General features: G+C 36.5%; 21 protein-coding genes. 1 reads left to right on the forward strand and 20 read right to left on the reverse strand.

The annotated features are described in order from the left end of the window. Positions 1 to 14: 14 nt before the first annotated feature. Positions 15 to 941 carry an SDR family oxidoreductase gene (locus ACKX2A_RS04455; RefSeq protein ID WP_415327829.1) on the reverse strand — a complete coding sequence of 309 codons (927 nt, stop codon included), beginning with the start codon at positions 939 to 941 and terminating at the stop codon, positions 15 to 17. Positions 942 to 1,420: 479 nt separating this feature from the next. On the opposite strand from ACKX2A_RS04455, the gene ACKX2A_RS04460 reads away from it, so the two are divergent. Beyond that, on the forward strand, positions 1,421 to 2,989 hold the full coding sequence (locus tag ACKX2A_RS04460; RefSeq protein ID WP_415327830.1) for a sigma-54 interaction domain-containing protein: 1,569 nt from the start codon (positions 1,421 to 1,423) through the stop codon (positions 2,987 to 2,989). An 11-nt stretch (positions 2,990 to 3,000) separates the two neighbouring features. Here the strand turns inward: ACKX2A_RS04460 and ACKX2A_RS04465 are convergent, their stop codons facing one another. The 19 genes from ACKX2A_RS04465 to ACKX2A_RS04555 all read right to left on the reverse strand — a co-directional run bounded on the left by ACKX2A_RS04465 (position 3,001) and on the right by ACKX2A_RS04555 (position 20,626). Continuing rightward, positions 3,001 to 3,633 carry a TMEM175 family protein gene (locus ACKX2A_RS04465; RefSeq protein ID WP_415327831.1) on the reverse strand — a complete coding sequence of 211 codons (633 nt, stop codon included), beginning with the start codon at positions 3,631 to 3,633 and terminating at the stop codon, positions 3,001 to 3,003. Between the two features lie 5 nt (positions 3,634 to 3,638). Next, a complete protein-coding gene (locus tag ACKX2A_RS04470) occupies positions 3,639 to 4,994 on the reverse strand; it encodes a sigma-54-dependent transcriptional regulator (protein ID WP_415327832.1) in 1,356 nt (451 codons plus the stop codon). Between the two features lie 22 nt (positions 4,995 to 5,016). Continuing rightward, entirely contained in the window at positions 5,017 to 7,278 is a 2,262-nt protein-coding gene (locus tag ACKX2A_RS04475; protein WP_415327833.1) for a histidine kinase dimerization/phosphoacceptor domain -containing protein, read from the reverse strand. Between the two features lie 42 nt (positions 7,279 to 7,320). Next, positions 7,321 to 7,986, reverse strand: coding sequence for a YoaK family protein (locus tag ACKX2A_RS04480; protein ID WP_415327834.1), 666 nt, complete (start codon positions 7,984 to 7,986; stop codon positions 7,321 to 7,323). 4 nt (positions 7,987 to 7,990) lie between these two features. Continuing rightward, entirely contained in the window at positions 7,991 to 8,464 is a 474-nt protein-coding gene (locus ACKX2A_RS04485; protein WP_415327835.1) for a Dps family protein, read from the reverse strand. Between the two features lies 1 nt (position 8,465). Continuing rightward, entirely contained in the window at positions 8,466 to 8,891 is a 426-nt protein-coding gene (locus tag ACKX2A_RS04490; protein WP_415327836.1) for a DoxX family protein, read from the reverse strand. Between the two features lie 11 nt (positions 8,892 to 8,902). Further along, the gene (locus ACKX2A_RS04495) at positions 8,903 to 10,792 is read right to left on the reverse strand and encodes an amidohydrolase (RefSeq protein WP_415327837.1); all 1,890 of its coding nucleotides are present in this window, start codon (positions 10,790 to 10,792) and stop codon (positions 8,903 to 8,905) included. A gap of 6 nt (positions 10,793 to 10,798) precedes the next feature. Next, a complete protein-coding gene (locus ACKX2A_RS04500) occupies positions 10,799 to 11,548 on the reverse strand; it encodes a M17 family peptidase N-terminal domain-containing protein (protein WP_415327838.1) in 750 nt (249 codons plus the stop codon). A gap of 21 nt (positions 11,549 to 11,569) precedes the next feature. Further along, positions 11,570 to 12,910 carry an alginate export family protein gene (locus tag ACKX2A_RS04505; RefSeq protein WP_415327839.1) on the reverse strand — a complete coding sequence of 447 codons (1,341 nt, stop codon included), beginning with the start codon at positions 12,908 to 12,910 and terminating at the stop codon, positions 11,570 to 11,572. 61 nt (positions 12,911 to 12,971) lie between these two features. Beyond that, the gene (locus ACKX2A_RS04510) at positions 12,972 to 13,604 is read right to left on the reverse strand and encodes a hydrolase (RefSeq protein WP_415327840.1); all 633 of its coding nucleotides are present in this window, start codon (positions 13,602 to 13,604) and stop codon (positions 12,972 to 12,974) included. Between the two features lie 42 nt (positions 13,605 to 13,646). Continuing rightward, on the reverse strand, positions 13,647 to 14,558 hold the full coding sequence (locus ACKX2A_RS04515; RefSeq protein WP_415327841.1) for an alpha/beta fold hydrolase: 912 nt from the start codon (positions 14,556 to 14,558) through the stop codon (positions 13,647 to 13,649). A gap of 118 nt (positions 14,559 to 14,676) precedes the next feature. Then, complete coding sequence (locus tag ACKX2A_RS04520) at positions 14,677 to 15,162, reverse strand: MaoC family dehydratase (protein ID WP_415327842.1); 486 nt, start codon at positions 15,160 to 15,162, stop codon at positions 14,677 to 14,679. 25 nt (positions 15,163 to 15,187) lie between these two features. Beyond that, a complete protein-coding gene (locus ACKX2A_RS04525) occupies positions 15,188 to 16,009 on the reverse strand; it encodes an alpha/beta fold hydrolase (protein ID WP_415327843.1) in 822 nt (273 codons plus the stop codon). A 562-nt stretch (positions 16,010 to 16,571) separates the two neighbouring features. Beyond that, positions 16,572 to 17,267 carry a VIT1/CCC1 transporter family protein gene (locus ACKX2A_RS04530; RefSeq protein ID WP_415327844.1) on the reverse strand — a complete coding sequence of 232 codons (696 nt, stop codon included), beginning with the start codon at positions 17,265 to 17,267 and terminating at the stop codon, positions 16,572 to 16,574. 66 nt (positions 17,268 to 17,333) lie between these two features. Then, a complete protein-coding gene (locus tag ACKX2A_RS04535) occupies positions 17,334 to 18,524 on the reverse strand; it encodes a DUF3570 domain-containing protein (RefSeq protein ID WP_415327845.1) in 1,191 nt (396 codons plus the stop codon). A gap of 35 nt (positions 18,525 to 18,559) precedes the next feature. Then, positions 18,560 to 18,763 (reverse strand): DUF4266 domain-containing protein, encoded by a 204-nt coding sequence (locus ACKX2A_RS04540; protein WP_415329411.1) that lies wholly within the window; start codon positions 18,761 to 18,763, stop codon positions 18,560 to 18,562. A 26-nt stretch (positions 18,764 to 18,789) separates the two neighbouring features. Continuing rightward, positions 18,790 to 19,716 carry an FAD:protein FMN transferase gene (locus ACKX2A_RS04545; RefSeq protein WP_415327846.1) on the reverse strand — a complete coding sequence of 309 codons (927 nt, stop codon included), beginning with the start codon at positions 19,714 to 19,716 and terminating at the stop codon, positions 18,790 to 18,792. A 6-nt stretch (positions 19,717 to 19,722) separates the two neighbouring features. Next, positions 19,723 to 20,169, reverse strand: a complete 447-nt coding sequence (locus tag ACKX2A_RS04550; RefSeq protein ID WP_415327847.1) for a thioredoxin family protein — start codon at positions 20,167 to 20,169, stop codon at positions 19,723 to 19,725. Positions 20,170 to 20,236: 67 nt separating this feature from the next. Next, entirely contained in the window at positions 20,237 to 20,626 is a 390-nt protein-coding gene (locus ACKX2A_RS04555; RefSeq protein WP_415327848.1) for a hypothetical protein, read from the reverse strand. Between the last annotated feature and the right edge of the window lie 40 nt (positions 20,627 to 20,666).

A 20,666-nucleotide genomic window follows, 5' to 3' on the forward strand; every position in this document is an offset into this window, starting at 1 on the left:
ACTATATCAAAATACTAAAACTCAACTTTTGCTAGCTTTTGCGATACTTCCCATAATTTTTTAGCAACTTCTTTATCATGTGCTTGTTCAGGGATTTTTGCGATCGATGGAAAACCACGTGTTTCACTCATTCTGTTAGGTCCATAGTACATTCCCCCTTTCGCTTCCGGCGAAGTGGCCGCAAATAAAGTGGGTAACGCTCCTTGTGCTTGTGGCTGAAACAAAAACGGGAAAAATCTTCGCATAATTCCCGGAATACTCCATTTTCCGGCACCGTTTATCAATAGATTTGTTCGGGAAACACCCGGATGTGAAGCAATACTTGTAATGCCCCAACCGTGCTTTTCACTTTGTCGCTGAAATTCTAAAGCAAACATTAAGTTTGCAATTTTTGCCTGGCTGTATGCTTTCCCCGGAATATACGAAACTGTTGACTGAAGGTCATCAAAATTAATTTGCCCATTACGATTGGCTATGCTTGAAACGGTGACTACACGAGCGCCAAGTGCTTTACGAAGCAAAGGAAGCAATTGGGCTGTCAATGCAAAATGCCCTATATGATTTGTACCGAATTGCAATTCAAAGCCATCGGCTGTTTCGAGCCTTTTGGGTGGTGTCATTACACCAGCATTGTTGATGAGCAGATGGATGGGTTCACCTCTTGCTACCATTCTCGAAGCAAAGGATTTGACGGAAGATAAGTCAGCAAGGTCTATTTTTTCAAAACTGACTTTTGCTTTCGGATTAATTTGTTGGATCTTAGTAATTGCATCAGCTCCTTTTTGAGCGTTTCGACCCATTACAATCACTTTCCAACCGGCAGAAGATAATGCCAATGCATCTTCGTAACCAATACCTTCTGTACTTCCTGTGATAACAGCTAAACCGTTATTTCTTTGAGGAATATTTGAAGCTGTCCAATTTTTAATATCGTTTTCCATCTTAAATTATTTTGTTGATACAAAGATGACATAAAGTTAAAGGTTGGATTTATCCAAAACGACTGTTGATGTAGTCAAAAACCAAATGCTAACTATTTGTAAGGCTAACACTGTCGCATAACGCAAGTGGGCTACTGAAATCTCAAAAAATGATGAAAAATGAAATGAATTATAATTAAATGATTTAGAAATGCCAGAAGAATCTAAATGAACTTGCAATTATTTTGAAACAAAATTTATATATTCTCTATGCTACATTTTTTGATTGATTAAACATTAAATTTTGATACTCTTTTATGGTTAAATTTTCTAAGAGAGAGTAAATGCCTTCTCTGCGTAATGTAAAGTGTTTCTATATTCAAACACAGATTTTTTGGCATAATCTCTAGTTTCATATTTGTTTTGATAAAATATCATTCAGACAAAAGCTTTTATTTAATAAAACACTTTCCATATCTTTAGCTTTCAATAAATCTTTGATGAGCAAATCCGACAGCCAAAATACCGAAATGATCCAGCGACTGCAAAGTATGCAGAAAGAATGGTCTCTCATTTCAACGCTGAATAAGTCATTGGCTACTATCCTTGATGAAATCGATTTTCAAACTGTTTTTACTCAAAGTTTAAAAGCTGAATTTCATTTTAATGATTTTCTATTACTTAGAAAATCAAATGTAGATATTGAGACTTTTCTCACCAGTTTAAATATTAACGTTAAAACTCACAAAAGCAGTTGCGACGCTTATTTTGAAAAATGTATGAATTCCGCGGAACCTTTATTCATGGATTTGAAGGAACTGACTGACAATTCATCTACACCATCCTATTTTTCAAATGCTAAAAAAGCAGGAATGCGGATCGTGGTAGGATTTTGTTTGCCTTCCATTTTAAATGATCAAAATGTGCTGTATCTTTTTTATAAAAATTACATTACGGCAAATGATTTTCCGGAAAGAATTTTATTGGGAATTGGCACTCAAATATCCATTACCATCAGGAATATACTGATTGGTAAACAGATGAAAAAAAGACCTAATCTGGTCCATGAAAAAATCCAAGAGCCGGTTGACGAGAAAAAAAAGGAAGAAGGATTTCAAGGGATTATCGGAGAAAGTGATGAGATAAAGGATATATTTGATCAGATTTTACAAGTTGCCCCATCATCTTCTAATGTTTTGATTGATGGGGAAACCGGTACTGGAAAAGAATTGATTGCACAAGCTATTCATAATTTATCTTCGGCCTCAAAAAAGGAGATGATTAAAATAAATTGCGCTTCTATCCCAAAACATTTGGTTGAAAGTGAGCTGTTTGGTCACGAAAAAGGTAGTTTTACAGGAGCCACGGAATTAAGAATCGGAAAGTTTGAACAGGCTCAGAACAGTACCATTTTTTTGGATGAAATTGGCGAATTACCCTTAGAATTACAGGGAAGATTGTTGCGGGTTTTACAGGAAAAAGAGATTCAGCGAATTGGCAGTAATAAATCTATAAAAGTAAATGCAAGAGTAATTGCCGCAACCAATCGAAATCTTCAGGAAGAGGTTGCCAATGGGAATTTTCGCAGTGATCTGTTTTATCGTCTCAATGTTTTCCCAATTCATCTTCCGGCGTTGCGTGACAGAAAAAGTGACATTCCTTTGCTTGCCAATTATTTTCTCCAAGAACACGCGGTAAAATACAATAAAAAAATCAAGGGTTTTTCTCAAAAAATAATGAACAAATTGTGTGAAAATTCTTGGCTTGGAAACATTCGTGAGCTCGAAAATTTAATTGAACGAAGTATTATTACCACGAAAGACGAATTGATAAAGGAAATGGATTTTCCAAAAATTACTGATCTTAAAAAGCCTGTTGAAGATTTAGAAATCAAAACACTGCATCAAATGGAGAAAGAATACATTTTAAAAGTTGTAGAAAAATGCAATGGTAAAATCTCCGGTGAATCTGGTGCTGCAAAATTATTGGGATTGCCCGCTACAACACTTATTTCGAAGATGCAGAAGCTGGGAATTAAAAAGAATTATCTGTTTAAAAAATCAGAATAAATTCTTTTTTACTAATGTTTATGGCTGTTATTGAAATGCATTTCAATTTTTCCGGAAGAAACCGCCCAATAAATCCATAATCCTAAAATGATGATCAGCGAAATAGTTGGAATCCAAAACGATAAAATTAAGGCTGTTAAATATATAGGTAAACCATAAAGATAATTATTGTGGATTTTTTTAATGGCAATATTGGTAATTCCGGGACGCAGCAATTCTTTATTTTTACTGGCAAGATACCAGAGTAAGTTATAAGAAATATTGATTAAAACAAAAATTCCTGTATAGATAGCTACTACAATGGATGAAGCTTCACCATCGAAATACCTCGCCAGTAAAGCTGTTGGATATGAAACTGCAGAAACTAAGAAAAGTATTAAGCCATTAGCAAAAGTAATTGCTGAATTCCTCCTGTAAATCTGTTTAAATATCTTATGATGGTTTACCCACATAATGAAAATGCTGAAAAAAGACAGAACAAAAGCCAAAAATGCAGGCCACTGATTTTTAAGAAAAATGATTAAATCACTCCCCTTTTTTATGGAATTCTCGTCGGGAACGTGAAGATCTAAAACCAAAAGCGTAATCGCAATGGCAAAAACACCGTCGCTGAATCCTTCCATTCTGCCTGTTTCCTTTTCCATAACATTTATTTGTAGCCTTTATCGATTCCTAGTTTTTTCATTTTGGAATAAAGTGTCTGCGCCTGAATTTTTAATACTTCGGCAGCGCCGCCAGTGCCTGAAACTTTTCCGTTTGAGCTTTGGAGTGCTTTCATAATATGGTCTCTTTCTATTTCTTCCAGTGATTTGATTTCGCTGTTTGATTCTTCTAAAGTAGATTTTTCAATACTTTTTGGAAGTTCAAAATGGGTGACTTCTGATGTTTTCGTTAAAAGAACCGTTCTTTCAATCAAATGTTCTAATTCACGGATATTTCCCGGCCAGTTATATTGCTGAAGCTGCTTCAAAGCATCTTCACTGATTGAAGTTATATTTCTTTTGGAAGCGCTTGCATATTTATTCAAAAAGTACTTTGCAAGTAAATCAATATCTTCTTTTCTTTCCTTTAAAGATGGCAGTTCAATAGGAAAAACATTTAATCTGTAATATAAATCCAATCTGAATCTGCCTTCTGCAACTTCTTTTTCGAGCGAACGGTTGGTAGCAGCAACAATTCTGACATCGACTTTGATCGTTTTATTTCCGCCTAACCTCTCAATTTCTTTTTCCTGAAGAACTCTCAATAATTTAACCTGGGAATCCAATGGCAACTCGCCAATTTCGTCTAAAAATACAGTTCCCCCATTTGCCTGTTCAAATTTGCCAATTCTCTGCGTGTTGGCTCCGGTGAAACTGCCTTTTTCGTGCCCGAATAATTCAGATTCAATTAAAGAATGAGGCAATGCGGCACAGTTGACTACCACAATTTTGCTGTTTTTTCTGCCTGAAAGCAGATGTACGGAATGAGCAATTTTTTCCTTACCGGTTCCGCTTTCTCCAACCACTAAAACCGAGGTATCTGTTGGTGAAACTACTTTTACTTTCTCTACAACATCCTGAAGTAATGGACTTTTTCCAATAATTCCTTCAATCTGATGATGATTCTCAATTTCCTGAACTTCAGTATTTTTTTCGACATCAAAACGGTATTTGGCAATATCCAGCATTACCATCAGATCACGCTCGCGGAAAGGCTTTACCATAAATCCGTAAGGTTGGGTTTCTTTTACCGCTTCCAAAATCGTTTGATTGGTGTTGGCAGAAATATAGAGAAAAGGCAAATTGATTTCACGAAGCTCCCATGCCAGATCAATGCCGGTAAGATCACCTTTCAGCATAATATCAAGCAGTACCCAATCCGGCTTTTTCTCGACAATTGATTTTCTTGCCTGTACAACAGAAGATGCAATGTCTGTGACCTGATATCCCGCTTTCTTGAGCATGATTTTCAAATCATTAGCAACAATAAATTCATCTTCTACAATTAAAATTTTTTCTTTCATTTTTCGTTAGAATTTCCACTTGTCAGTTCGAAGCTTCAATTTCTGTTTTTTTTCTAAATGTGACCATGATCTTCAGACCATTTTTATTTTCGAGAGAGAATGTTCCGTCGAGCTGATCGGCTAATCCTCTCATCAGATTCATTCCTAAAGATTCGGTTTCATCAATATTAAAATTTTCGGGCAAACCTATTCCGTTATCTGAAATAATTAACTGATAAAAATCTTTCTCTATATTTTTGAACGAAACACTTACTTCACCTTTTTCATCTTTAGGAAATGCATATTTTACGGTATTATTGATTGCTTCATTGATGATTAATCCCATCGGAACGGCTTGCGCTACATCCAGGAAAATTTTATCGACATCCAAATTAAATTTGATTGATTTTTCGGAGGAATAACAATCTTTGATGTAATCAATCAGTTCATTCGTATACCAAGCCATATCGATCATCGAGAGGTTATCAGACTGATATAATTTTTGATGAATCAGAGACATCGCGTGCATCCTGTGCTGACTGTTTTGTATAGCCTTTAATGCATCTTCATTTTCCAGATAAGCAGACTGAGTATTTAAGAGACTGATGACAATCTGTAAGTTATTTTTTACCCGATGATGAATTTCTTTTAACAGCCACTCCTTTTCTGCAAGCAGTTTTTTAAGCTGTTCGTTTTGTTCATCAATTTGTTTTCGTTTGATTTCCAGATTTTTGTTGGCATTGCTTTTAAGTCTGGCACGGTTGTATAGCAATGCGAGAAAAAGTACCAGCGCAACCACACTACCAATAAAAACGTAACGAACTACTTTTTCATTTTCAATTTTTACAGCTTGCAGTTTTGCCTGCTGTTTAAGTAATTTGATATTTTTATCCTTTTTTTCAGTTTCGAATTGAAGTTCCAGTGCAGTGGATTGTTTCAGTTTTTCTAAATTAAAAATCGAATCTTTATATACCTGATGCTGTTTCAAATGCGAAATCGCAGATTCATATTTTTTACTCGCATGATCAGACTGGAAAGCCAGAAGTTCTACCTGTGAATAGAATACAAGTTTATCTGATTTTTTAGCATATTCTTTAAATTTTTTTAGATAAGCATAAGTTTTTTCAGCTTGTCCAGAACGCTGTAAATAAATAATTATTCCTGTTAATTTATAGAAAAGCCCTTCTTGAGATTCTTTGTATTTTTTGACAAGCTGCTCATAATACGGTTTTGCTTGCTCCGTTCTTTTGGTCATGGAATAACAAACTGTAAACAAAAAGAGTTGTCTTATTCTGGTAATCTCATCCAGCGGAGGATAATTTTTCTGAATTCTTTTCAGAGTTCTTAGCGCTGCATCGTAATTCTTTTTGTGGCAATAGAGTGAGGCTAGGTTATAGCTTAAAGTATTAATATCATTTACATTCTTGTTTTTTAGGGCAATGTTTAAAGACTTTTCAAAATAATTGAAGGCAATATCAAATTTAAGAAGGTCATAATAGGCCAGACCAATGTGATTGTAAATCGTACAAAGTTGATAACTTGTATCATTTACTTCTTCTGCTATTTTTTCTGCCAGCAATGCATATTTCAGTGACAGTTGTGGATTTTGCAGTACGCCATAATTTCCTGACATTAACGTATAAACACCCTGCAGCTCCCTGAATCCTATTGATTTATAAATCGCTACTGCATTTTCAAGAATGGCCAGAGCTTTTTGATTTTCCTGTATAAGACCGTAGTAATCCGCAAGATCTTTCATAGCGTCTGCCTGTTTCTTGAATGCCTTATTTTTTTTATAAAGCGACACTGCAGCTTCCAGATATTTTATTTTGCGTTCAATATCTGCCTTTTCCATACCACCATAAGTGCAAAGTTCCCGATAAATATCCGCGGAAATAATTTCCAGATTATTGCTTTTTGAATATTTCAATGCCTCATTCGCTTTTTTCTGTGCTTTTTTGGGATCTCCTCCTTCCCTCAGAATCTGGGCTTCTAAAAGCAAGGATTTTCCAAATCCTGTTTTGTAATCTAATGTTTTGCTTAAATTTTCAGCTTTGTAATTTATTTTTTCTGCCTTTTCAAGATCTTCTTTCAGTTCTCCCTGTTTATTCAGATAATAACTGCTTAGTCGGATCATTAATTCAACTTTTTGATTACTGTTTGCTGCTTTTGAAATCTGGTTTTCCAATTTTCCAGGATCCTCATTTGTCTGCGCTACCACAGAAGTGTTGGCAAGCATAAGCAAAACCATCGAATACATCGCGTTCAATGAATTTCTGAAAATGGAAAAAGCGCTGGAATTCATGATTTAAAAATACATTATTGTGTTATTATGTTGGAATTAACATTAATTTTTGCGGTGATAAAGATAGCAAATAATCATACCGAGACCCGGAAAAATCAAGGTCATCAAACCGAATTGCTTTCCTGCATAAGCACCTAGAAAACATCCCACCAAAAAGCCTAAAATTAAAAAAAGCTGTTTCTTTAAGCTTTCCAACGCCTCCGGATGATGAAAACCACTGTACATAAGTTTTCCAAAATCCAGAGAAGCCTGGGTTACATTACCTGTCATCATGGTAGTTGGGCCGTATGTTTCTTTGGCATATAATTTTCCGAAAGCGTTCTGAAGTCCCATTGCAAAAACCGTTATCATCGCAACAAAATACATCATTACATGAGAAAACATTCCATTACAATCTAAAACAGCAACTAAGATTCCCGCCAACAAAAGCAATACTCCTTCTAATAATAAAATGATGTAATGATTTGCCACTTTTCCCGAAATCCGTCCTCCCGTAATGATTGCCAGAATAAATACGGGGAACGTTAAAAGCTTTACCCAAGCATTTATATCTGAACCCTTTACAAACTGATAAGCAAAGACAATAAAGTTACCTGTAACATGGGCGGAGAAAATAGATTCCGCCGCCACAAAAGTTACCGTGTCACAATATCCTGCAATCATCGCCAGCAATAAAGTGACGAAGCTAATACTATGTTTTAACTCCATATTTTTATTTTAAATGAGAACGAAGCATCCAAGCCATTTTCTCGTGCGTTTCCATAAGTCCTGTAATATAATCGCTTGTTCCTGCATCTTTAAATTCGTCTTCAAAATTTTCAATATTTTCACGCAGGTGAATAATAATGCTGTCGTGGTCCGATAGAAGCTCTTTCATATACGTCAGGCTGTCATTAGACTGTAAAGGAGATTCAGAAAGATGGGTAAGTTCAAGATATTCTTTCAGAGTCGCCGGTGCGTAATGATCCAATGTTCTTATTCTTTCCGCTAAATTATCAATAATTTCATCCAGTTGCTGATATTGTGCTTCAAAGAAAAGATGTTTGTTGTAAAAATCCGGACCTTCCACATTCCAGTGTGCTTTTCTGGTTTTGGTGTATAAAACAAATTCGTCTGCTAAAGTTTTAATTAATAATTCAGCCACTTTTGCCAGATTTTCGTTTTTAATTCCGATTGAATTTTTCATGTTAAATAAGATTTAATAAATAATAATCAAGTGAATATTTTCCTGCGCCTAAAGCAAAAATTAATAATAAAGATAAGGTGTACATATAAGGAACGTCGCGTACTTCTAGCGAATCTTTTCTGTGAACGACAAAATAACCAATGGCTGTCACACCAATCGTCGGTAATACAGCGATTCGAGTTCCTAACCCTAAAATAATTAAAAAAGGAACTACCGTATCGGCAAGTGAAGCAACCAGAGCATTCATTTTATCGGGAAGCCCGAGCGGATTCGGGATTACTTCTTTTTTCCCGTTTTCCACTCTAAACTTCTTTAGACCGTGAACACGGAACAATTCAATTCCCAAAAGTATTCTGAATATCAGAATTGCAACATCATTAAATGATGATCCTACATCTGATGAAAGAATCTGTTTTAAAATTTCCATAATTTATCTGTTTAAAAAGCGAAACAAGAACATCCTAGCGCTCCCCAAAATGAATGGTAATTATTCACAGGAACACTGCTCAGTCTTGCCGCATCATGATTATGATTGTGAACATCACAACTTCCCACACAACTGTGAATCTGAGAAGTTAAAGGTGATTTTAATTGCGATTTTGAATTTTTCTCAATTTTCATCTGAACATGTCCTCCAATAGGATAATAACCGTTGTAAAGATTTGTCGGCGACCAATCCGGCAATACAGGAATCGAAGGTGGTGCGAATGAAGAAAATTCACCTTTGGCGTAAACAATTTTTCCGTCTACAACGGTCATCTCGGCTTCGATATTTTTAATATCTTCATCATCCACCGTGAAATAATCTTTGTCTAAAACTGCCAGATCCGCAAACATACCCACTTGAATGTCACCTTTCTTCTGCTGTTCCTGAGAAAACCACGCGCTTCCTTTCGTATAAAGTTCCAACGCAACATTTCTGTCCAATCTTGTATCGGAATACAATTGAAGTCCGCCAACCGTTTTTCCGACCGTTAGCCAGTACATCGAAACCCATGGATTATAACTGCTGACTCTTGTCGCATCCGAGCCACCACCAACAGGTACTCCCATTTCCAGCATTTTTTTAACTGGCGGTGTATTTTCAGCGGCATTTTTTCCGTATCGGTCAGTAAAATATTCACCCTGATATGCCATTCTGCTTTGAATAGCGATTCCACCGCCGAGCATTTTTACACGTTCGATATTTTTTTCATCAATCGTTTCTGCGTGGTCAAAAATCCATGGAAGTCCATTGAATGGAATATCTTGATTTACTTTTTCAAAAACATTTAAAAATCTGGTAATACTTTCGTTGTATGTCGCATGAAGTCTGAAAGGCCAACGGTTTTCCACCAATAATCTCACGACTTTTTCCAAATCTGCCTCCATATTTTCCGGCAAATCGGGTCTTGGCTGAATAAAATCTTCAAAATCTGCTGCCGAAAATACCAACATCTCTCCTGCCCCGTTGTGACGGTACATATCGTCGCCCTGATACAATTTTACGGTATCGATCCAATCGCTGAAATCTTCAAATTCGTGCTTTGGCTTTTGTGTAAATAAATTGTAGGCAATTCTTACGGTTAACTGTTTCTTTTCATTCAGTTCATTGACCACTTTATAATCATCCGGAAAATTCTGGAAACCACCACCCGCATCAATCACACTAGTGATTCCGAAACGATTCAGCTCAGTCATAAAGTGTCTTGTAGAATTCAACTGATGTTCATAAGATAACTTCGGGCCTTGCGCCAGCGTTGAATATAAAATCATGGCGTTTGGCGTCGCGATGATCAAACCTGTAGGCTCGCCATTGGCATCTCTTTCGATATAACCACCTGCCGGAGCCGGAGTATCTTTGGTAAAACCTACGGCTTTCAATGCTGCTCTGTTCATCAACGCCCTGTCGTACAAATGAAGAATAAAAACCGGAGTTTCGGGAGCAATCGAATTAATCTCTTCCAATGTCGGCATTCTTCTTTCCGCAAACTGGAATTCTGACCAGCCACCAACGACTCGAATCCACTGTGGAGAAGGTGTGCGGTCTACCTGGTCTTTCAGCATTCTCAAAGCATCGGCTAAGGAAGGAACACCATCCCATCGTAATTCCAAATTATAATTGAGTCCGCCACGGATTAAATGGATGTGAGAATCATTTATTCCGGGAACTACTCTTCTCTTTTTTAAATCGATAATTTTTGTAGATTCTTCAGAAAACTGGTCAACCAAACCGTCATTTCCAACGGCTATGATTTTTCCGTCTTTAATAGCAACTGCAGAAATATCCGGCTTTTCTTTGTTGAAACTGTGGATTTTTCCGTTAAATAAAATTAAATCTGCCTTCACAATCAATTATTTAGCGTTCAATTTTGAAATAGCATCCTGAATTCCTCCTCCTGCAACGGCGAAAAATGATGGTCCGGCTAGTAAAATAAGTTTCTTTAATTTTAGCTCATCCGAATAATTTTTACCTTTAAGATACGACTGAGCACGATAAGCATCAAAAGCTCCCAAAACCACATTTTCTGCTACTAAAGCCGTTGGTGAGTCTATTCCTGCATCTTTTAAGTCACTAGCAAAAGAGGCAGTTGCTACTTGTAATTTTAAAGCCTCTCTCATTGCAACGCTTCCAACTTCTTTCATTAAGTCTGCGTTGAAAGCATTTCTGTCTCCCAATCCGATTAATAATAATTTTTTTGAAGCTAAACTTCCTTTTGGAGGAGCAATCAACAAAGTTTCCAAAGCGTGACCTTGGAATTTTCCGCTTTTTCTGACATCGGTAATAATTCCTTTCAAAGCTTCATCCAAGTGAACCATTCCGTTCAAATCTTTAGGAAGCGCAGGCGGATTAAAAATATCACCGTCAGTATATTCGAAAACACAGGCAATTTGTAGATCTGCCACTGCGGCAGAAGGTCCCTGCACCAATCCTACGATGGAAACACCGTCGACGGTTCCCCAATTTTTTGAAGTTTCGACAGCCGTTTTTGTTTCGACAGTTGCTGTCTGTGCTGAAATGAAATTGGTTGCTGAAGTTGTTAAAACAAATGCAGCAAGCATTGCTTTAGACCAATTGAAATATTTTGAAATTGAATGTTGCATAATAAATGATTTTAGTAATAATTAAAATTTGAATCCTAAACGGATGTTATAAAAAACTCCACTTTTCGCATTCGGAATAATATCTTCGATAAATTCTCCTTTCTGAAAATATTGAAGTCCGCTCACCAACGAGATATATTTGCTGAAACTGTAGGTAAAATTGGTTAGATAGGCTGTCCCGATATATCTTTTGTGTGAGCTGCTTCCAGGACGGTTTAATACGCCACTTGGTCGATAAACCCCGTCATTCAAAGAATATCGCCAGTTGAAAACAACATCAACCTGCATTTTTAATTTAGAAGTTAAATCTAACGTTGCATACGGATGAATATCGATGAGATTGACCGGACCGACCTGCGGGCTGAAACCAAAATAACCGCCTTTCGGATATAATGGATTGAAAGTATTCAGTTTCCCGTCTTCTTTGGATTTGTCTCCGGAAATGTAATCGTTCCGAAGGTTGATACTCGGCTTAAACTTTACATTTTCAAATAAATATCCAATATCAACCGAACCTGTCCATGCAGAAATATCTTCATCTCCAAATGTTCCGAACTGATAGGCCGCTTCCAGATTGTAAATGAATCCGCCACCGTATTTCCACAGTCTTCCGCCGATGGTATGGCGTTTTTCTTTGGCCGTTCCGACTTCAAAAACAGATTCGTCTCTAAGGATTCCGATATAATACAAATCGAGGTTCCCCGCTTTAGGAATAATGATTTTAGAATACGCTCCCCAAAGGTTGAGCTGTTTTGAAATTGTATTATCGAAAACTCCTGTATTGATGCTGTCTGCCATCATTGCAAAAGCATCGACCGAAATATTTTTGTACGAATACATTACTTTTGCTCCTGTAAATGAAAGCCTTGCATTCGGACCTTCTCTTACCGAAATTAATCTTCCGGAACCGTAATCCAGTTCTTGCCGTCCAAGTCTGAAAGCCAGTTTTTGTTCAGATTGATTAATCACATTAGCGTCAATAAATAGATTCTGAATACTCAGCTGATCTTCATCAATTCCCCTCGAACCGTTTTTTCTTCCGTTTTGCAAAGCACTTCTTAACTGTGAAAATACCCGAATGTTTTTTCCTAAATGCAAATCTGCGTGAACATCGTACCGTTGCAGAAAGAAGTTATTGTGACCGATATTGAGTCTACCCCAATCTTCGTTGTTGAAATCCACATATTCGAACCTGGCTTCGCCACCGAAAGACAGATAAACATCTTTCTTTTCATTGAGCGGAAGAAATTTAACCTTATTATAGAAAGTATCAGCAGAATCTTTTAAATATTCATAATTTTCATCGTAACGCAGAAGTTTGAAGCTCTGAGCCGATACATTTTCAGAATATATAAAAATCAAGAGAGTGATAATTTTTAAAAACGATATGGAGCGTGCAGATTTCAACATTGAAAATTTTAGATTAATGTTTGATCATTTTGTGAGCATAGTGAATTCCCAACCCATAAGAACTGCCGTATTTCTTCATCAAATCGGTTACCGCAACATATGTTTCCTGACGCGCCCAATCTCTCTGCAATTCTAAAATATATTGAATCGAAGTCATCGGTTTTACCCCGGCATGAATCATTCTCTGGATGGCTCTTTCGTGTGCTTCATCACTTACATCTCCGCAGGCATCGGTAATTACATAAACATCATAATTTTCTTCCAATGCCGATAAAGCCGGTCCGACTATACAAACGCCTGTCCACAAGCCTGCAAAAACCAATTTTTTCTTTTGAGTTCCTATAATGGCTTTGTAAGCGTTTTCGTCTTCCCAGGTGTTCATTGTCGTTCTGTCGATATAGCCCGAAGTTGCCATCGGATATGCTTCTTCAATTTCCGGGAAAACGGGTCCCGAAAAGTTTTCCTCAGCAACGGTTGTTACAATCGTCGGAACATTGAATATTTTGGAAGCTCCGCAAATTACGGCAACATTGTTTCGCAGTTCATTCATCGAAATGCTTTTTGTTGCAAATGCCATTTGACCTTCAAAATCAATCAGAACAAGTGCATGATTATCAGGAGATAATAATTTAGGTGATGGTTTCATAAAAGTTTATTTTAGTTGTTGATTTTTTAAGTTTTAAAGAAATTATTGCTTTAAAAATTTTAATAATTCTTCGTTGAATTTGTCTTTTTCTTCAATAAATAAGGCATGTCCGCTGTTTTCAAAAGGAATTAATTTAGAGCCTTTGATAGCTTTATTCATTTGTTCTGCTAAAGCATATGCCACGATTCTGTCCTGCTTTGCCTGCATAATAAGTGTCGGAATCTTGATTTTAGGCAAATCGCCTCTCAAATCTTCGTCTCGTAAAGCGATTAAAGCCTGTTCCATTGCGTACGCAGATGACTGCATCTCGATTCCGCCTAACCACGCTCCGATTCCCGCCGGAACTGAAGTTGCTGATAAAACGAATCTCTCGCCGATCGTATTCAGTAATCCGGGTCTGTCTACGCTAACACGGTCTACCCATTGCGTGATTTCTTCTTTTGTAAATAATGGATAAGGATAATCCGGTTTTTTGGTATGAACAGGTGCCGCAGCTGCGAATAATGCCAATTTGCTAACGTGTGCAGCGTTGTATTTTGCCACATAATGTAAAGCGATTGCTCCTCCCATCGAATGTCCTCCCAAAGTGGCATCTTTGATATCCAGTTTGTCTAAAACAGTTTTGATATCAGAAGCAAACTGGTCATAATTGTATTTGCCATACGGTTTATCTGACTGTCCGAAACCCCTCAAAGTGATGGCAATAACACGGTAACCTGCCTTTACTAAAGGAAGATATTGGTATTCCCAGGAAGCATCATTCAACGGATATCCGTGAATTAAAACAACAGGTTTACCTTCACCAAGGTCGATAACATGAAGCTTTACATTGGGTTCCACTTCTATATATTCCGCTCTTGCTTTTGGAGATTTCGCTGTATTTTGTGCGTTGATGCTGGTAAAGAACACGGCTGATAATAAAGCCGCAGTTCCGAGAATTGATTTTAGTTTCATAATAGGATATAGTTTTTTTGACAGATTTAATTTTAAAAATGTCGGGTTAATGAATTAAATAATGATGAAATTTGAATCAGCTGTTTTTCAATATCAAAGACAGCTGATTCAATAGAATTTATCTTTTCAGCAGATATTTATGCTGACCTTCCAGCACCAATTCAGATTTTTGGTTGTAAACAGTCACTTTTGTTGTGACGACTCCCTTATCTCCTTGCGGCGTTAGATCAGTAATAGTCAATGAAGAATATAATGTATCGCCGGAATGAACTTCCTGTAAAAAATTGCATGATAATTCTAAAAAAGCAATAAAAACATTCCCGAAATAATGAGGAAGCAACGTTGCACCAGGGGCAGTGAATGCCAAAACCTGTAAACCGTGAACCACTGGTGCTTTGTGACCGAATCTCTTTGCATATTCTGCGTCATAATGAATCGGGTGGTTATCACATGATACCGTTTGGAAAGCTGAAGCGTGTGCATCCGTCAAAGTTCGGCTTGGCGCTCGAAAAACCTCTCCGACAACCAATTCATCGAAAGTGCGGGCTTTAACGATGGCAAAATCTTCCGGATTAAATGCTGATTCTGAATTTGAATTTTCCATAAGTTTAGATTTAAATGGATAAAAATTATTCAGTAATAAATTCCAAAAGGTCCTTATTGATGGTTTGATGCTCCGTAGTCGGCATTCCGTGAGGGAAACCAGGATAAGTAATCAGTTTTCCGTTTTTTAGTAATTTGATAGATTTTAATGCAGCGTTGGCAATAGGAACGATCTGATCATCTTCGCCATGCATTACTAAAACAGGAATATCCACAGCTTTTAAATCTTCTGTTAGGTCCGTTTCAGAGAATGCTTTGATTCCGTCATAATGTGCCACAATTCCTCCCATCAATCCTTGTCTCCACCAGTTTCTTTGTACTCCGTCTTTTACATTCGCACCTTCTCTGTTGTAGCCGTAAAAAGGAAAAGTTAAATCATAATAAAATTGATTTCTGTTGTTCATGGTCTGGTCTCTGATATCATCGAAAACTGACATCGGAACACCATCCGGATTGTTTTCACTCTGAACCATTACCGGTGGAATCGCACTGATCAAAACTGCTTTTTTAGCTCTTCCGTTGGCATATTTATTTACATAACGGATTACTTCACCACCTCCTGTTGAATGACCGATGTGAATTACATCCTTTAAATCCAGAAATTCTACTAGTTCTGCAGCATCAGAAGCGTACTGTTCGATGGTGTGGTTGTAAATATTCTGGCTGGATCTTCCGTGTCCTCTTCTGTCGTGAGTTACCACTCTGTAACCTTTCTTTAAAAAGAAAATAACCTGTGCGTCCCAATCGTCTGATGATAAAGGCCATCCGTGGTGAAACATCAATACTGGTCCTTCTCCCTGATCTTTGTAAAAAATTTCTGTTCCGTCTTTTAATTTTAGTGTGCTCATTGTTGTTATTTTTTGATTAATAATTAAGTTCATCATATTAATTTCAAAAAACAACCCAAAATCATAACCACTTGATTAACAAATATTTAATTAAAATATTAATGAAATAAAATTACGATATATCGTAATTTTATGAAACTGCATTTTTAAAATTATAATATTTTTTATAACTTTTAACAAAAGATAAACAGCAAATTTAAGATTTCAATAGATTTTTAATCCTTAAAATAATTTGTGATAATAGTAAACTAAAGAAATTTGGTAAAAATGAATTTTGCAATTCTTGTTTAATTTGGCTCAAACGAACCAAATCATCGATAAAAGTGTTTGAAGATATGCTCTTCGAGCTCATAAAACCGACATTTGAAGATTTTACTCTTCGATATCTTTTTTTATGTAATAATATATTTAATTGACCAGTAGCATCCTTATCTTAAATTATGAATTTACTATTAAACATAAAATGAACTAGCTTCATCATAGGCGCTTAATATTTTATTTGATCCACTTTGGCGTAAAAAACATTTCTTGGTACACTGAAGATATTATTTCTTAATAATAATTACGCCACAGAAACTCCGAAAAGATGTCCAATTAAAGCAGTAATCCCCATTGCTACTGTTCCCCAGAAACAAATTCTCAATACTGCAATTCCCATTTTTGAACCACCTGTTTTCGCAGAAATCGCTCCCAAAATCATTAAAAACACTATGGAAAATCCGTATTGGAAATAGACCATTTGTTTGATAGGTGCCAAAAGTGAAACTACAAAAGGAAGCAAAGCACCTAAACCAAAAGAAGCAAATGAAGCCATCGCCGCCTGTAAAGGTTTTGCCTGTGTGATTTCATTAATTCCCAATTCATCGTGTGCGTGAGCTGCTAAAGCATCGTGATTCGTAAGTTCGGTCGCCACTTGCAAAGCAGTTTCTTTACTTACCCCTCTCCTTTCATAGATTTTTGCAAGTTCTCTTAGTTCTATCTCAGGCATTTCTTCAAGCTCACGTTGTTCCCTTATCAAATCTGCTTTTTCTGTGTCTTCCTGAGAACTTACCGATACATATTCACCTGCAGCCATCGACATTGCACCGGCAATCATTCCGGCTAATGCGGCAAGAATTATCGTATTCCTATCCGGAGAAGCAGCGGCAACGCCAATTACAATACTTGTTGTTGAAAGTAAACCATCATTCGCTCCTAAAACCGCTGCACGAAGCCATCCTACTCTATTGACGTAATGTTTTTCTAATTGATGATGCATAATACGTTTTTAGTTAAAAAAAACTTGACTTGCCAAATAGCATTCAACAAGTCAAGTATTACAATTTTATTTAAATCTTAAATTTAGCGAAATAATATCAGAAGTCATCCCGACAGATTTCGTGTAATGTCCGTACCTGATTTCCAGCATATTCAGTCTTTCTACTCCAAACAACCCATTTTTAGGATTAAATCTAATTTCTGCTCCGTAAAAATTACTGTTGAACTTAGACAGATCATAATTACTCGTATAATAATCGTCGAAAGCCGTATGTTGTTGATAAGGTGAAAAATATTTCGCTGCAGTTTGTGAGTAATACCTGTAAAAAGGCGTCACAGAAACAAACGGCGAAATTTTAACAGGCGTCTCTAAGCTTATAGTATTAGATTTCAACCCCCAATCGTCGGTGTAATATCTGTAATATGCTCTCAGAATCACTTTATCTCCCAGAAAATAATTCGCTCTAACGCCAATCGGAAGTTTAAATCTTTTATCCGGTAATGTTTCCTGATGAACGGAATTATCATTAAAATAAACCCTATGAAACGGCAAACTCAAATAACCTGTCTGTTGGACAGCATCAGTAAGAAATTCCATCTGGAAATTCTGATTGATGATCTGCGAATAAGACAAAGATAAAGCATAAGTATTTCTTCCGCTTGTGCCATAGTTCTCATTTTCACCTCCTGTGCTTCCGTTTGTTCTAAGCTCAATCGGAGCAATCAGTTTTACCTGATCCAGATAAGCCTGAAATTTTGCGGTAAATTCTCCCATTCTGTTTTTTGTTTTTTGCGAAAACCCGATGTTTGCACCGTAAGATGTATAATCGAACTCGAAGGAAGTGGAAACACCCGCCATTAAAGTCGTGCCTTTTTCTGTATTTTCACGACTCCAGCTTAATGCAGGATAAATTCTGTTGTCTGCGTGGGAAGCTGATGAATTGGCTTTCAGATCGATCATATCCGATGAAGCGGATGTATAATGATCAATCCCGACACTGAAATCGAATTTATTTTTCCTGTCTTTCTTGTCGTATTTTACCATAGTTACGTCAATAGTATTGGAAATATCGGTCAGTTTTTCCGTACCGATTCCTCCCGTAACTGCAGAGTTGTTCCCGTTTTGTTTATAATAGCTTGAAACTAAATTAGCTTCATCAAAGGTCAGCTTTTTAGGTTGTTCATTGTTTGTGCTCTCCTGTGCTTTTACGTTGAAAATTCCGAAAAGAGCAATAACACTTACGATCAATTTTTTCATTTTTGAATCACAATTAAATTTTACGATTACTCTTTTTAATTACATCCACAACCACCGCCCACTTTTCCGGCATTCGCGCCCGAAGATCCTTCTCTGTAGGATTGAAAGCTCAATTCGGTTTTTTCAATCGTTCTGTTTCCGAGAACCATTTCAGCATCGTTTAATTTATTTTTTTCGTATTCTTTTACGGTAGTGCAAGATTGCGTTGAAGCAACAATAGCTAAGTAACACACCACCATTTTTATTTTAGTTTTATTATTTTTTATCATTTTAAATTAATGTTTTGAGATGAATAAATCTTGTTGTTATCATCGATGATGACGCATTCTAAATGATTGATTTGATTTACCATATTCAGTGCAGCATCGACCCCCATAATGCTTACAGGAGTTGCCATCGCATCGGCAATTTCTGCGTTTGGACAGAAAATAGTAACGCTCTTTACGCCCGAAACCGGCATTCCTGTTTTTGGATTGATGGTGTGAGAGTATTTTTTACCATTGATGAAAACAAATTTTTCATAATTTCCGGAAGTTGCAACCGCCATATCCGTAATATTCATATAAGAAAACGGCTGCTTTGAGTTGTCCGGGTCTGCAATCCCGACCGTCCAGGGTTTTCTGTTGGCTTGATTTCCCCAAGTCGTTAAATCTCCGGAAGCATTCACAATCCCGGAAACCACACCTCTTTGCTGAAGAAGTCTTTTCGCCATTTCTGCGGCATAGCCTTTCCCGATTCCTCCAAAACCAATGCGCATTCCTTTTTCTTTAAGAAAAACGCTTTGATGGACCGAATCCAAAATAATATTTTGATAATTGACCAATTTCAGATGATTTTTTATCAATTCAGGATTTGGAAGTTGCTTCATTTCACGGTCAAAATTCCAAAAGCTTTTATCAATTCCGCCGTAAGAAATATCGAAATATCCATCAGTAATCTTACTGATTCTGATGCTTCTTTCAATCAAATCAAAAATCTCAATATCAACTTTTACTGGTTTTATTCCTGCATTTTGGTTGATAAGATTGGTTTGACTTTCTTCATTAAAGGTCGTTAAAAGCCTTTCAATTCTGCGAATTTCTTCAATGGCGACATCGATATGAAGGTTTGCCGAAGTTTCATTTTCGTCAACAACGGTAATTTCAAAAGCATTCCCCATTAGTTTTTGAGGTCTTTTGAATTCTCTTAACATATTCGTCTAAGGTTTTTGATTGTTTTTAATGTCTCTAATTTCTTTACTAAATGCCAAAGCATCGCCAGAAATAAGACCTTCCCATGTTTTCAGGATTTTACCTTCAGAATTCAGTAAAATCGTATACGGAAACATCCCTTTTTGATTATACTGGTCGGCAAGTGAAGCATTTTCTTTCTTGAGTTCTAACGAAAGCTGGTTCTTTTTATTTCTCGGAAAATCTGCATTGATATAAACGATTATATTATCGTTTTCCAACTTCTTGAAATCATCAGTTTCGATAATATTTTTATGAAGCTTGATACATGGAATACACCAATCAGAACCGGAAAAATTGAGCAGAATAAGTTCGTTTTTTTCTGTGGCAATTTTTTTTGCAGTTTCCAATCTGTTTTGAGCATTGGAAACGACTGAAAACACAACCAAAAACAGGGTTGAAAATATTATTTTCATGGAATTTTAAATGAAATTTTGTTTAACAGAATACAGTTTGTCATATAAAAAACTGTTTTAATAAATCTTATGCAAACAAAATTCTTGGTGGCTCCCAAACGGAACCGGCAAATCCTTTATAGCAAAAATCTTCGTCTTTAGACGGAATTTTAGGCGATTTCAAAGGATTCAGAAAATCCTTTTTTATTTCAAAATTGAAATTTTGATTAACTGTAAAAACCAAAACCAGTGGCTGCGAATGCATCACGAAAGGAAGTTTTTGGTCTTTACCATAATCTCCGTCTTTTGCAGGATGCTGGTAATGGGTTTTGAGGAAAGCCACTAAAGACATTTCCGGATTGAGTTCTTTATGCTCAAAGTAATGTTCTACAAGTGTAGGAATTTTCAAAAGCTGATATAGTTCGGTTGTACAAACCAAAAACAAAGAAAGCAATATTATGGAAATCAACTTTTTCACTGATCAAATTTAAACAATGTTTCATTAAGAACGATTTCAA

This window comes from Chryseobacterium sp. MMS23-Vi53 (genome assembly GCF_047651245.1).
Lineage (GTDB): Bacteria > Bacteroidota > Bacteroidia > Flavobacteriales > Weeksellaceae > Chryseobacterium.